13 protein-coding genes and 1 pseudogene are annotated in these 13,291 nt (G+C 44.3%); 10 read left to right on the top strand and 4 right to left on the bottom strand.

Annotated elements, in window-relative coordinates:
- Positions 1-60: 60 nt before the first annotated feature.
- The 8 genes and pseudogenes from CAN90_RS10560 (at position 61) to CAN90_RS10530 (ending at position 5,468) form a co-directional block, all read left to right on the top strand.
- Positions 61-486: pseudogene (locus CAN90_RS10560) on the top strand (pyridoxamine 5'-phosphate oxidase family protein).
- A gap of 386 nt (positions 487-872) precedes the next feature.
- Positions 873-2,228, top strand: a complete 1,356-nt coding sequence (locus CAN90_RS10555) for an ammonium transporter (RefSeq protein ID WP_085833782.1) — start codon at positions 873-875, stop codon at positions 2,226-2,228.
- A gap of 182 nt (positions 2,229-2,410) precedes the next feature.
- Positions 2,411-2,551: a hypothetical protein gene (locus CAN90_RS13605; RefSeq protein ID WP_159450370.1), complete on the top strand. Its 141-nt coding sequence runs from the start codon at positions 2,411-2,413 to the stop codon at positions 2,549-2,551.
- 198 nt (positions 2,552-2,749) lie between these two features.
- Positions 2,750-3,247, top strand: coding sequence for a GNAT family N-acetyltransferase (locus CAN90_RS10550; RefSeq protein ID WP_085833781.1), 498 nt, complete (start codon positions 2,750-2,752; stop codon positions 3,245-3,247).
- 437 nt (positions 3,248-3,684) lie between these two features.
- The gene (locus CAN90_RS10545; RefSeq protein WP_242953631.1) at positions 3,685-4,587 is read left to right on the top strand and encodes a YIEGIA domain-containing protein; all 903 of its coding nucleotides are present in this window, start codon (positions 3,685-3,687) and stop codon (positions 4,585-4,587) included.
- 22 nt (positions 4,588-4,609) lie between these two features.
- Complete coding sequence (locus CAN90_RS10540) at positions 4,610-4,801, top strand: capping complex subunit for YIEGIA (RefSeq protein WP_085833780.1); 192 nt, start codon at positions 4,610-4,612, stop codon at positions 4,799-4,801.
- A gap of 53 nt (positions 4,802-4,854) precedes the next feature.
- A complete protein-coding gene (locus tag CAN90_RS10535) occupies positions 4,855-5,013 on the top strand; it encodes a CDIF630_02480 family spore surface protein (RefSeq protein WP_085833779.1) in 159 nt (52 codons plus the stop codon).
- A gap of 215 nt (positions 5,014-5,228) precedes the next feature.
- Entirely contained in the window at positions 5,229-5,468 is a 240-nt protein-coding gene (locus CAN90_RS10530; protein ID WP_143750823.1) for a hypothetical protein, read from the top strand.
- Positions 5,469-5,614: 146 nt separating this feature from the next.
- Here the strand turns inward: CAN90_RS10530 and nifJ are convergent, their stop codons facing one another.
- Positions 5,615-9,142 (bottom strand): pyruvate:ferredoxin (flavodoxin) oxidoreductase, encoded by a 3,528-nt coding sequence (gene nifJ / locus CAN90_RS10525; protein ID WP_085833777.1) that lies wholly within the window; start codon positions 9,140-9,142, stop codon positions 5,615-5,617.
- Positions 9,143-9,267: 125 nt separating this feature from the next.
- On the opposite strand from nifJ, the gene CAN90_RS10520 reads away from it, so the two are divergent.
- Positions 9,268-9,555, top strand: coding sequence for a putative quinol monooxygenase (locus tag CAN90_RS10520; RefSeq protein ID WP_159450369.1), 288 nt, complete (start codon positions 9,268-9,270; stop codon positions 9,553-9,555).
- 64 nt (positions 9,556-9,619) lie between these two features.
- Here CAN90_RS10520 and CAN90_RS10515 read toward each other — a convergent pair whose 3' ends face one another.
- On the bottom strand, positions 9,620-10,726 hold the full coding sequence (locus CAN90_RS10515; protein WP_085833775.1) for a hypothetical protein: 1,107 nt from the start codon (positions 10,724-10,726) through the stop codon (positions 9,620-9,622).
- 219 nt (positions 10,727-10,945) lie between these two features.
- Here CAN90_RS10515 and CAN90_RS10510 point away from each other — a divergent pair, with 219 nt between their 5' ends.
- Complete coding sequence (locus CAN90_RS10510) at positions 10,946-11,182, top strand: hypothetical protein (protein WP_085833774.1); 237 nt, start codon at positions 10,946-10,948, stop codon at positions 11,180-11,182.
- 60 nt (positions 11,183-11,242) lie between these two features.
- Here CAN90_RS10510 and CAN90_RS10505 read toward each other — a convergent pair whose 3' ends face one another.
- Both CAN90_RS10505 and CAN90_RS10500 read right to left on the bottom strand, forming a co-directional pair.
- Positions 11,243-12,088 carry a protein-glutamine gamma-glutamyltransferase gene (locus CAN90_RS10505; protein ID WP_085833773.1) on the bottom strand — a complete coding sequence of 282 codons (846 nt, stop codon included), beginning with the start codon at positions 12,086-12,088 and terminating at the stop codon, positions 11,243-11,245.
- Positions 12,085-13,077, bottom strand: a complete 993-nt coding sequence (locus CAN90_RS10500; RefSeq protein WP_085833772.1) for a hypothetical protein — start codon at positions 13,075-13,077, stop codon at positions 12,085-12,087. The genes CAN90_RS10505 and CAN90_RS10500 overlap by 4 nt, the downstream gene beginning before the upstream one ends.
- Positions 13,078-13,291: the final 214 nt, after the last annotated feature.

The raw sequence follows: 13,291 nt of genomic DNA, 5'->3' as shown, positions 1-13,291 counted from the left end.
AAAAGCGGGTGATTTACTATTGGCCAGCAAATTGCTATGCTTTAATTAAGAGGTAGTAACATGTTAAGAGACGCGGAAAAAACAATTGGTAATATGATTGATAAACAGAAAATTGCTTACATTAGTTCCGTAGATGAAAATGGATTTCCCAATACCAAGGCAATGCTTTCGCCAAGAAGAAGAGAGGGAATTCGTACTTTTTACTTTACGACGAATACATCTTCTATGAGAGTGGCGCAGTATCGTATGAATCCGAAAGCGAGCCTCTATTTTTGTGATAAAAGATTTTATCGCGGAGTCATGCTGATTGGTACGGCAGAGGTGCTGGAGGATGCTGCAAGTAAAGAAATGATTTGGCAGAACGGAGACACATAGTACTACCGGGGTGGCGTTACTGACCCTGACTATTGCGTTTTAAAGTTTACGGTAACCGCAGGGCGCTATTATTCTAATTTTCATTCGGAGAGCTTTGAAGTGAAAGAATAGCATAAATGGTTTGTTTCGGTCTTGGTGCCAAACTACGCCTTATTTTGCAGTAAATGAGCATGTTTGGGGAAGAAAAAAGTGGCAGTACCTCTTTTCTAAACAGTTTTCATAAGTTTAGTGAAAAAACTCTCGTAAGATATTCCGGATTGATTTTCATAAAATGGTGTGATATTATTTTAGTAATTTAATTCAGTGATTCGGCAAAGAGGCCTCATTCATGGTGCAACCAGCACCGCGAGTGAGGCCTTTCTTAGGTGGTTGGCCGGCGATCATCCAAAAGGAATTGCTGCGATATACGATTTGGTTCTCATTACAAGTGTATGCAATTCTTTGCAAGTGTAAGGAGTGCCAGAGACGCAATCGAACAATTATGAGGAGGAAAACGAATGAATACAGTAAACTCAGGGGACATCTCTTGGATGCTAACCTCTTCCGCTCTTGTTTTAATTATGACACCCGGTCTGGCTCTTTTTTACGGCGGTATGGCGGGTCGCAAAAATATAGTAAATACCATTATGTCATCTGCTTTTATACTGGGGCTTGCTTCCATTTTATGGGTTTTGTTCGGCTTCTCCCTGTCTTTCAGTGGGGGAGCCGGTGGAATCATAGGTGATTTAAGCTGGTTTGGTATGAATTTTACAGAGGATTCTGCGGCAACAGCGTATGCACCAACAACGGTTTGCTTTGCCGTATTCCAGATGATGTTTGCCATCATCACTCCGGCTTTGATTACCGGCGCACTCATTGGTAGAATGCGTTTTTCCGCACTGATTCTTTTTATCACCCTATGGTCCATTGTGGTTTACTACCCACTGGCACACATGGTTTGGGGTGGCGGCTATCTCATGGAGCTGGGAGCAATTGATTTTGCTGGCGGCACGGTGGTTCACATCAGCTCTGGTGTTAGCGCTCTTATGGCGGCCATTTGGCTCGGCAAACGCAAAAAGACTGAAATAGAAGAAAGCCGCGCGCATAATATGCCTCTCGTATTTCTTGGGGCGGCACTCTTGTGGTTTGGCTGGTTCGGCTTTAACGCAGGCAGTGCGGGGGCGGCAAACACCTTAGCGGTTCACGCATTTATGACGACCAATACCGCTTGTGCGGCCGCACTTCTCTCTTGGATGCTGATTGAAAAAATGCACAAGGGGAAAACGACACTCTCCGGTGTTTCAACTGGTATTGTGGTGGGCTTGGTAGCCATTACGCCCGGTGCAGGCTTTGTACCCATTTGGGCTTCGCTACTAATTGGTGCATTGGTTAGCCCAATATGCTATTTCTTTATTACCGTTGTAAAACCTAAGTTTGGGTATGACGATTCTCTCGATGCCTTTGGCTGCCATGGCATTGGCGGCGTTTGGGGTGCAATTGCCACCGGTGTTTTCGCGGTAAAAGGTTTTAACCCGGACCCCAGTGCAGATGCAGTAAAATGGAATGGCTTGTTCTTTGGTCAGACCGAATTGTTAGTACGCCAGCTTATTGCGATTGGAATTACACTGGTTCTTTCTTTGATTGGCACCGCTATTGCCTTAGGTGTAACACAGTTGATTTTCAAACGAATTCGTGTGACCCCCGAGGAAGAAGTGCTTGGACTCGATGTTTGCGAACACGGCGAGCCCGCCTACCCGGCGTTTGATGGCGTCGATTCCCCAGCTGTTGGCTATACTTTTTCGGAAGAAGTTGCGGCGCATACTGAAAAAGACTACCGAACAGAAAGAAAAAGCGCCGAAACGGTTGGAGGATAAATCACCTTGCATTCGCAACTTAACTGTGAAATCTATCATTATACTGCGGCTCATAAAAATGAGCCGCAGTATTTTTATATTTAGAGAGAAAAAGAAAGAAGAGGTATTCGAATACGTTATTCGGAAATAATAACCGTGTAAGCGAATCAACTCCACAATAGTAACGACGATTTGGAGGTATTATGAACAACGAGAAAAAGAATACCGTGAAAAACAGCAGTGCAAAAGAGCAACAGATGTCCGTAAAAAACGCTCAGCAAGCAGTAAACCCGAGAATGGAATCTTGCATTAAACCACCAAGGCAGGATGACAACAGGCACTAAAAAGCATACCCAAACGGACAAAAACACTTACGGAACCAACCGCATTTCTAACCGGATGCGGTTGATTCTGTTTTTAGCTTTAGAGTAGCTTTTCAAAACGATGGTTCCATCTAATTTTTCAAGGGAAACGAAGTAAAGTGGGAAGAAATATGATAATATGAATATATTCCCCCAATAAAAAACAAGGTGGAAAGTTGTGTGAATAAAATCATGGATACGAATGTGATTTCTCTACGTTCCGTAAAGAAAAGCGATCTATTAGCAATAGAGGTATGGCTTAACAAAGACTATATTCAAAAATGGTATGGGGAACCAGAAGAATGGCTGTTTGAAATACGAAATGACAACGGCAAATTTGAATGGTTAAACCATTATATCGTTTTGTATGATGCAATGCCGATTGGTTTTTGCCAGTATTATGATTGTTCGAAAACACCACAGGGATTTGAATGGGACAATGAGCCGCAGGGTACATTTTGTATTGATTACCTAATCGGGGAAGAACCTTTTCTCAAAAAAGGTCTGGGCAGTATAATTGTTCAGCAGCTGTGTCAACTTATTTGCACACTTGAAAGGCCGGTGCAAATCGTTGCGGACCCTGTTCCAGAAAATTTTGATTCCATAAAATTGCTGAAGCGAAATGGGTTTGTTTTGGATTCTGCTACTGGTTTATATAAGCTTCCATTAAATTTGTAATTTAACTACACCATATTTCTAACGCTTTGAGTAGGCTTTTTAAATATAGTAGAGAAAACGAAGGAAAAGCCAGTGCCATTTTGACACTGGCTTTTCCAAATGCTTGATAGGTCGCTTTTAAATTTCCTAGTATGGGTTGTGATTCTTCTTTGTATTTACTACATTTTTTCTATATTTTAGGGAAATATACTACGTAAAGCAGAGTGGGCGAAAAGGTGGGGAAATGAAGATGAATGGAGTGCGTATATCGAGTATATCTCCCAATATGCAAAGTCAATTGCAGTAAATTAAAGTGCGACTCCTTATGTGTGTACGCCGTCAATACCGGTTCCACACATATTGTTATATCGTTGTGCCGCTGCACCAGCCATAAGGAAATACGAAAAGCAGTGCATTTGATACTTAATATTAATTAAGTGAGAACGAGAGGGAAGAATATGCCGATATTTTCAGAAATGATAAGTATAACCTATGCGTGGGCAATTGGACTGGGCATATTGGTAGGTACCATTGCCCGTGCCATAACACTGGTGGTGGATTACCGGCAAACGCCTACCTATCCAGACGGCCAGTTTATTCATTTGTTCGCTGGTTTTATAGCTGCCGCACTGGGTGCAGTTGCGATTCCCGCTTTGTTGGAAAAGGACTATGCCGCCTTTACCTTTTTGGCGTTGGCAGTTCAGCATTTTCGAGATATTCGCAAAATGGAGCAAGAGAGTTTGGATAACCTCGAGTCCTCCGGCTTCGCGCGCCGCGGGAATGCGTACATTGATGGAATTTCGAAAACCTATGAGGCGCGAAACTATATCTCCATGATTTCATCGATGATAACGTCCTCGGTGGTACTTCTTACCGATACGTTCTCTCGCTCCTATTCCATTATCGCTTCTGTTATACTCGGCATGCTTTCTATCTTTTTGCTCAAACGATTAACCAAGGGGAAGAGCATTGGCGATATTTGTGAAGTAAAGCAGGGAGAAATTCATATAGAGAGCGGCTCGATTCTGTTTGTGGATGAAGTGTATGTAACGGGGGCAGCTGGTTCCCCCGTCGCAACGGATTTACTGCTAAACCAAGGCTTGGCCGTAGTTCTTACCCCGAAAAAAGAGCAGTTTCGCGCTACGTTAGAAAACGCCGGGCAGCGACAGGCTATTTTGTTTGAAGCTGCTAGTGCCTTGGGCGTGAAAACCTACCACTATATTAAGCGTAGTATCGAGCACGATAAAATGGTAATCGCAATGGTTCCGGTAGATCGCGACATTGGGCGAATGATTGCCGCAATTAAAAATACCCCTGTGCTTGAAAACAGCCGTAAAGTGCGTAGAATCATGAGTCGCTGAGGCTTCTGAGAGGAGAATAAAAATGACCAATGACCCACAAATTCTGGTGTATTTTTCAAATAATCCAGACCAAATTGTAGGAGGCGACCCGTTGTGCCTTCATATTGAAGATTTGGCACAGCGAGAGCAAATGATAGTGCAAATGGCGAAAATGTTCGAAGCGGGAATCGCCCGCTTGCCGAATGGAGATACAATGATTGTATTGGGAGTCTAGGTTTATTTTAAAAAAAAATATGATTGATATAAATTAAAAAGGAGACCATACAAATGCCTGAAAAAGATAAGCATGCTCGTATTCCAGTAGAACGCCACGACACAGCACCTTTGGCAGAGATTCATAAGGTAAAGCACATTTCACAGGTTACAATTCCCTCAAAGCCAGACATTGAACACGCAAAAGACTATGTGGATACGAATGAAAAATAGTTTGCTTACCATGAAATAATAGAAAAAAGGCTGCACAGCTAAAAACGGCTGTGCAGCTTCCTTTTGCTCATTGAATATCGCTTTCACTGGTGCTTCTTCGATTTACGGGCAACGCGCTCTATCGCAGAAATAGGTTTGGTAGCTAGGTACTTGTTTCATTTACGAGTGGTAATGCAGAACCTTACTTGCAATCTGCAACGCACAGGCTTGTTCCTGTGCGGAAAACAGATGCAGAGCGGGAGCTCAGTCGGATTCCAAAGGCAGAGCCTTTGGTCGTTGAGAGGGAATCCAAAGGGAGAGAATCGATACTCTCCCTTTGGAAGGCCTTTGCCTACTTTCACCCTTTCGTGAAAGTAGGTGCCCGCCCCGGCACGAGGGGCAAAGCCCTGCGCCAGCAGAATACCTTGCGCCCAAGCGGAATTCTTCTTCTCCAACAAAGCAAAGACCCTTACTAAATAAAAAAAGATAGCACAAGACACGAGGGGCAAAGCCCTGCGCCAGCAGAAAGCCTTGCCCAAGCGCAACACTTCTTTTACTAGCCAAGCAATGACTCTAAACTAAATAATTAAAACTTCTAATTTAAAGAGGAGTTTGAGGAAACTTAGAATAGCTTATCCTCTGCCATCTGCTTGTACAGTTCGTAACTATTATGCGCGTTCTTTTCTGCTTCCTCCATAAGCTGGTCTGCGCTCTCTGGGTTAGCAGAAATCATCTGCGTGTACCTCAGCTCACCCTTGAGGAAATCGCGGTATGGCTCTGCAGGCTGCTTAGAATCCAACACAAACGGAGCTTTGTCTTGCGCTTTTAGCATGGGATTGTAGCGGTATAGGTGCCAATAACCAGCGTTTACAGCTCTTTTCTCTTCGTTCATGCTCGTTCCCATCCCCTTAATAATACCGTGGCTTACACAGGGTGAGTAAGCAATAATGAGGGATGGCCCGGGGTAGCGCTCAGCTTCCATAATGGCTTGCAGTGTTTGAATATAGTTTGCACCCATTGCAATTTTCGCTACATAAACGTTCTTATAGCTCATTGCCATCATACCAAGGTCTTTCTTACGGGTTCGTTTACCAGCTGCCGCAAATTTGGCTACCGCGCCAATTGGGGTAGATTTGGAGGCTTGCCCTCCGGTATTGGAGTAGATTTCGGTATCCAAAACCAAAAGATTTACATCCTCACCGCTTGCCAGCACATGGTCAAGCCCACCGTAACCAATATCATAGGCCCAGCCGTCGCCTCCAATAATCCAAACAGATTGCTTTACCAGGTAATCCTGCATATCGCGTATCTTTTGTAATTGAGGGCAATTGTTTGTGTTCGCTTTTTCCAATGCGGAAATTAACGCCTTGGATTCCTCTTTTGCTGCTGTTCCGGAGAAAAATGCCTCTAGCCAATTGGAGAGTGCAGTGCGCAGTGGTTCTTCCAGCTTTGGCTGCTGCAAAGCTTCTTCCACCTGTAATGCGAGGTTTTCACGAATTTGCTTTGAGCCCAAATACATACCGTAGCCAAATTCTGCATTATCCTCAAACAAGGAGTTAGCCCAAGCGGGGCCTTTCCCATTTGCATTCGCAGCATACGCAATGGAGGGAGCGCTGGCACCCCAAATTGAGGAACAGCCAGTCGCGTTTGCAATGAGCATGCGGTCACCAAACAACTGCGTAACTAGCTTTACATATGGTGTTTCTCCACATCCGGGGCAAGCACCGTTGAATTCAAGAAGTGGTCTGCATAGCTGGCTGCCTTTCACGGTGCTTGAGGGGATTAAATCCCTCTTTTCGGTTAGAGTCATCGCAAATTCCCAATTACTGCGCTGTGCTTCCTCTTGGTCAGCGGGCTTCATAATCAGTGCCTTACCCTTAGCCGGGCAAACATCTGCACAGTTGCCGCAACCGGTGCAATCTAAGGGGCTTACCTGAATGCGCATTTGGTAGTTTTCCAGCCCTTTTCCGGTTGCCTGCTTGGTCTCAAAGGATTCTGGCTTACGCTTTGTTTCCTCTTCGTCAAGCACCATCATGCGAATGGTAGCGTGGGGGCAAACATAAGAACACATACCGCACTGTATGCAGCGCTCAATTTGCCATTCCGGCAGCATAACGGCAATACCGCGTTTTTCATAGGCAGTGGTTCCAAGTGGGAAGGTACCATCCGGCATATCTAAAAATGCACTAACCGGCAAATCGTTGCCTTCATCTCGTGCCATCACCCTTTGAATACGAGAAATGAACTCCGGTTCATTTGTTTCTTTTTTGGAACTGCTCAAAGTAGAGGAAGTCTCTTGCCCCCATTGTTCGGGAACTTCCACTTGGTGCAGAGCCTGTATGCCGGCATCTACTGCGGCATAGTTCATCTCAACCACCTTTTGTCCCTTTTTGCCGTAGGCTTTGAGGATACCCTCCTTGAGCAGGGTAACCGCTTGGTCAAGTGGAATTACTGGTACAAGCTTAAAAAATGCTGACTGCATAATCATATTAATGCGATTGCCAAGGCCAATTTTTGATGCTATATCAATCGCATCCACCGTGTAAAACTTCAGCCTTTTTTGTGCGATAGTACGTTTGAGTGCCTCCGGAAGATTGTGCTCGAGCTCGTCGCCAGACCAGTTGCAGTTTAATACAAAAATACCTTCTTCTTTGATGCCGCTTAAAATATCGTAATTATAAAGAAAGCTTTTGTTGTGGCAGGCAATATAATCCGCTCGGTCAATTAAATAGGGGGAACGGATGGGGTTATCACCAAAACGAAGGTGAGAAGTCGTAGTTCCGCCCGATTTTTTACTGTCATAAGAAAAATAGGCCTGCACATATTTATTGGAGTTCTCTCCAATAATCTTTACGGCAGATTTGTTCGCCCCCACCGTTCCGTCGGAGCCTAATCCCCAGAACTTACAATTGATGCTTGTCGACTCGTGTTTTGGCTCAATTTCAGCCAAAGAGAGCATGGTTACGTCATCATCAATTCCAATTGTAAAACGGGGAAGAGGCGTTTCTTCATCCATATTGTGAAAGACAGCCAAAATATGCCCGGGGCGGGTATCTTTTGAGCCTAGACCGTACCGTCCACCGAAAATGCTCACATTCTTTCTTTGCTCTAAAACAACCTTGCTTACATCCAAATACAAAGGTTCACCAATGGAGCCAGGTTCCTTGGTGCGGTCCAGCACAGAAATAGAGCGTACGCTTTCCGGCAAGGCGTTTAGAAGGTGCTCGGCAGAGAACGGCCGGTAAAGATGAACACTTACAACACCCACCTTTTTGCCCTCTGCGGTAAGCTGGTCAACCACTTCGCGAATGGTGTCGCATACAGAGCCCATTGCGATAATCACATGAGTTGCATCCGGTGCTCCATAGTAGGAGAACAACTGGAATTCTCTGCCTGTAATTTTGGAGTAGGACTGCATAAGCTCTTCTAAAATGCCGGGAACACGGTCAAAATAGGGGTTTTGTACTTCACGTCCCTGAAAATAAATATCTGGGTTTTGTGCAGTTCCCCTTGCCACGGGGTGATTTGGGTTAAGCGCTCTTTCTTTAAACGCCTGCAATGCCTTTTGGTCGAGCAGAGGCAGAACCTGCTCGTATTCTGGAACTTCAATTTTCTGGTATTCATGAGAGGTACGAAAGCCATCAAAGAAGTGTATTACAGGCAAACTCGCTTTAATGGCACAAAAGTGAGCAAGGAAAGCATGATCCACAACCTGCTGCACATTGGTGGAGGCCAGCATAATGGCTCCGGTTTGGCGGCAAGCCATGACGTCTTGGTGGTCACCAAAAATAGATAAAGCATGAGTCGCAAGCGCACGGGCAGAAACGTGAAGAACACCGGGCAGCAGCTCGCCAACCATTTTATAAATATTGGGTACCATGAGCAGCAGGCCTTGTGAGGCGGTGTAGGTAGTACCGAGTGCACCGGCCTGCAAAGCCCCGTGCATGGCACCAGCCGCTCCTGCTTCCGACTGCATTTCTACAACCTTTACCGGCTGTCCGAATAGATTTTGCTTCCCTTCGGTTGCCCATTGATCCACATGCTCTGCCATGGGGGAAGAGGGAGTGATGGGGAAGATGGAAGCAACCTCTGTCATCATGTAAGAGGCGTAAGCCGCAGCCTGATTTCCGTCAACTGTTTTCGTAGACATGGAAGTAATCTCCTTTATTTCTACAAACTAATTTACAGTTAGTGTTGCTATAAGTAAAAGGCTTATTCTTATTTGCCTAAAATATGTGTATGGTGTATCATAAAATAAAAAGGAGAATGAACTTTATGATAAAAGTAGTTGCTAGAAGTATCATTAAAGAGGGTTGTTTAACAGAAGCATTGCAATTATATCGATTGTTGATTGATGAAACGGTTCAAGAAGAGGGTTGTATATCCTACGAGTTGTTTCAGGAATTAGACAATGCACATCATCTAACATTAATTGAAGAATGGGTAGATTTAGAGGCACTCAAACGGCATACAGAAACACCCCATTTTATTAATTTGGTGGGCAAGCTCTCCTCCTATGAAACCGAATTACCAGTATTGCTTTATAAAAAGGTATTTGAATAACACAAAGGAAAGCCGCCGATATTTCGGCGGCTTTCCTTTTATAGATAGGGTTGCAGGTGAAAAATTAATCCGGCAGGTTTGCCAAAGAAAGAATCTGCTCGCAAATCTCTTCTTCTTTTTTCTGTACACCTGCAAAATTCATGTGTGGAATATAATAGGCTTCCAGCTCGTCGTGCAGCTTTTTGGTTCTGGAAAGAGCACTAACCGCCTGTGCAATGAGCATATGGTAATTCTTTGCGCTAAAGTCAATTGCTTCAATCTGGGCGTCAGTGAGTAATTTGTCAGTATATTGAGTCATATCAATTACAGAGTCACCCACGTGGCTCCAAGAATAACCCACCGGCTCTGAAATAAATGCGACCTTTAATTCCGGAATAAATACGTGCTCAATGCGGGTGTCTGGTGCTAAGGGGCAATAGTACCGCTCAACATCTAACCCACGGAATACCGCTTCTGCCGTAACTTTTTCCAGCAATTCATGTACACCAATTCCCCAAAGATTCTGAATTAAATACACTTTTGTCGCGCAGTTTGAGAGCGAATCCAAATGATACACCACACCGGATGGAGTAATGGCACTTGCAAATAAACGGCGGATAGTCCCCATTTTACCCGTAATCGGGATTTGCGACAGCTCATTGTTAATAATGTGCCGTGCCTGGGAAAGAGCACCGGCTTTGTCTGTTACAAGCTCCAGCGTCTCGGTCACGTCGTCCATAAGGCTCTTAGCCGCCGCTAAATATTTGTATGCGTGTTTGTATTGCTGCTTGTTTTCTCCACTAATACGCACAATTTCATCACGGTTTTCCCGAATGCCTTCGTCGTCCCAATACTCCCCTAAATTAACAATTTCATCGACTGCGGCAGGGTAAACAGGGTCGGTTACGTGCGGCGCGGTTCCATCTACTAACGCCACACCCAAGGCGGGGATTACAAGGCCGTCCAGAGAATCGGGGTCAGAGGCACAGTGCATGTACTCAAGGTCGAATCCCTCCAGCGCCATGCGGTCACCAATGTGTTTTAAAAGGGTGGATTTCCCCACGCCGGGCCCGCCCTTCAGGCAATAAAAACGCTTGGTTTGCGGTAAGGGTAGTATATAAGCAAAATAAGAGAAAAAGCCTTGGCTTGTATTATTACCCGGGAATAAGTGACGAATTTGATTGTCTGCCATAGAAGCACCTCGCAATTTGCAATATAAATATTCTTCTTACATACTATGCGTTAATCGAAATTCCAATACAAATATTTTGTTTGAGAACATAGGATTTTGTAAAATGGCTCCTTGGGATGCACCAAAACTGAATATTAAAAATACAGTAGGCTATAATACAAACAGCTTTTCACACCGGTTTTGTTGAGAAATGAGTCATAAGGCAGAAGGAGATTTGTAATGACGAATAAAGAAATTGGGCGGGTTTTAAATCTGTTTGAGGTCGGCGAAGCGACAGGGCATAATTTTATATTGTCAAAGACGAGCCCCGTTGTTCATGAGGTGAGTGATGATAATATTGAAGAGCTCCTCGAAAAACACTTAATTACTAAAATTCGAGAGGGCGATGCCGGGCAAAACCAATATATGATTACCGAATTAGGGCTAAGGGTACGGAATGGGCAGGCAGAGGTTTAACTCTGCCTGCTTTTCTATTTTTAATTAATTCGATAATCTAAGCCCAATTAATCACTGCCGTTATCTTGAAATCGGCTGAGGGAATGGTCGCCAGTTTAAAATCGAGGGCTGTGATGACTGCGACGATTGTGGTGATATCGTTGCTGCCGAGCCTTGTGCTGCCTGCTCCAGCTTTTTAAAGTTAGGACGCGCCGCAGATTTTTCGATAAAATAGGCGCTTTGGGTTGCACCGTCCACTCGGTTGGCATTGAGCATACGCAGAATTCGGTCGGCAGTGGTTAGCCCAATACCGTGCCCGTAATAAAGCCCACCCGGCATGATGATGACGTTTTCCCCCTGTAATTCTGAGACCTCGGGGTCCACTTCGGGATTAATGAAATACCCGCGGTCACCTAGCATAACATCGGCAACCGATTGAGGAGTTCCCACTTCCCGCAGGAGGGGGTCAAGCCTATGCCAGTTCATCAAGTAGATTGAGGGAAATAGTCGGTTAAAGGTATCGTCTGAAAGAAGCTCTAGCAAAGCTTTATAATACACGATTACCATTGCTGTGGCACATTCGGTACCATACAACCGTCCATTTTTGAAAATATCGCGTATTGCGTCGCTGGGCTTTACCCCTTGCTTTAATAAAAAACCGCCGTTGCTGGTTCTTTCCCAAAATTCAGGGTTTACTTTGGATTTGTGAAATACCGTAAAATTCAAACCGCTTTGGTTTAAGTCTCTTGCGGCATTCACAATTTCTTTTCGTAGAGAGAGCTCAAATTGCAGCTGCTTTAGTGTATCGTAACGGTAGGTTTCCGCACTGTCAGACATCTGCTTTAGCACCTGCTGCTCTACGCTATTCTCCGGGTACGCAGCAATTAGTTCGGAGATTGGTTGAGATGAACCGGTGATTGCAATCATTCCTCTCCCTCCAATCTTGCCTTAGCAGCTTTCATTTGTTCGTGGGTAGGTACTTGCAGCCATTCCTGCCAATCAGAAATACTTTTGTTGTGGATTCGATGCGAGTAGTTGGATAATAAGCGTTTTTCATCCTTACTCAGCTTTTGGAAGCCAGCCATACATTGCTGTTCTTCCGGCGCTAAAGTTGCAATGGGTACCTTATTTAAGGAGGGGGTACCCTTTTGCAAATATTTGCGCTCTAAATCCAAAGTGCAGAACTCCGGTTTACTGGTGTATTGAAAGCTTTCATCGGTAAAGTAGAGGTAAGGCAGGTTTTCTTCCAGCCAGTCGAGGTAAGCATCCAATGCTTCTTTTCTACCGCTTTTTAAGGCAGATTTCTCAATCATGTCAGTGTGCAATAATTCTGCGGCTAAATTGGCATCTTTCTGGTTCTCTGAGGAGAGACGCTGCGCAATCAGCTTTAGCACCTGTGGGTCGCGGAAGCGAAACAAGGCCCACACCAAATCGTGAATGAGGCGGTCGTTTCGGTTTCTCTGAAACAATACATCTGTCGCTGATGGCAAAATATCGGCGTCCTTGTGAATGTTGATGAGGACGGAAATACTTAAATCCAATACTTCTTCATAATCATCTTCCAAAATCTCTTCCTTAGAGCCTGTTTCTAGAATCCACTTTAGAACCGGGTAAGAGGATTTTTGCTTGGCAGAAAATGTGTTCATACCAACCGCTTTATACCCTTTTACTTGGTTGATGAGTTGCAATGCAGTCATGTTTCGCATATTTAAATATCGTTGCGCATGTTGCTGTAAAATCGGTTCATGGAGTATGTACAGGCAGGGGAAAGCTAGGCGATTATCGTTAAGCTGAGAAACGGCCTGCCGTACATCCTTTTTCGCATTCTCAATAAAGGCAGTTTTACATGCTTCATTTCCCTGTGAGGTGCGAATTTGATCCCAATAACTCATATTACTTATCTGATCTGAATTCATAAAAAATCAACTCCGTCTTTTTTAGCCCCAAACCTTTATCTTTAAAAGGCATGGGTAAAGGTTATCTTCTACTATGTTATTAAGGCAGGGTGTCCTTGTTTCTTATAAAGACAGAAAAGTTGAAAAAGAACGACGATACATAGCTGCTATCTTACATAAAAGATTTATTTAAATATGAAAAAACCACAGGATTCTTCTAGTGAATCCTGTGGTT

The sequence above is a fragment of the Clostridium merdae genome (genome assembly GCF_900176635.1).
Classification (GTDB): domain Bacteria; phylum Bacillota; class Clostridia; order Oscillospirales; family Acutalibacteraceae; genus Faecalispora; species Faecalispora merdae.
This window is presented reverse-complemented; position numbering and strand designations above follow the sequence as displayed.

Bases quoted from the DNA above. Each gene is read 5' to 3' on its own strand.
- CAN90_RS10500 (WP_085833772.1), bottom strand. From the start codon at position 13,077: ATGAATTCAGATCAGATAAGTAATATGAGTTATTGGGATCAAATTCGC.
- CAN90_RS10540 (WP_085833780.1), top strand. From the start codon at position 4,610: ATGACCAATGACCCACAAATTCTGGTGTATTTTTCAAATAATCCAGAC.
- CAN90_RS10505 (WP_085833773.1), bottom strand. From the start codon at position 12,088: ATGATTGCAATCACCGGTTCATCTCAACCAATCTCCGAACTAATTGCT.
- CAN90_RS10545 (WP_242953631.1), top strand. From the start codon at position 3,685: ATGCCGATATTTTCAGAAATGATAAGTATAACCTATGCGTGGGCAATT.
- CAN90_RS10555 (WP_085833782.1), top strand. From the start codon at position 873: ATGAATACAGTAAACTCAGGGGACATCTCTTGGATGCTAACCTCTTCC.
- CAN90_RS10515 (WP_085833775.1), bottom strand. From the start codon at position 10,726: ATGGCAGACAATCAAATTCGTCACTTATTCCCGGGTAATAATACAAGC.
- CAN90_RS13605 (WP_159450370.1), top strand. From the start codon at position 2,411: ATGAACAACGAGAAAAAGAATACCGTGAAAAACAGCAGTGCAAAAGAG.
- CAN90_RS10535 (WP_085833779.1), top strand. From the start codon at position 4,855: ATGCCTGAAAAAGATAAGCATGCTCGTATTCCAGTAGAACGCCACGAC.
- CAN90_RS10510 (WP_085833774.1), top strand. From the start codon at position 10,946: ATGACGAATAAAGAAATTGGGCGGGTTTTAAATCTGTTTGAGGTCGGC.
- nifJ (WP_085833777.1), bottom strand. From the start codon at position 9,142: ATGTCTACGAAAACAGTTGACGGAAATCAGGCTGCGGCTTACGCCTCT.
- CAN90_RS10520 (WP_159450369.1), top strand. From the start codon at position 9,268: ATGATAAAAGTAGTTGCTAGAAGTATCATTAAAGAGGGTTGTTTAACA.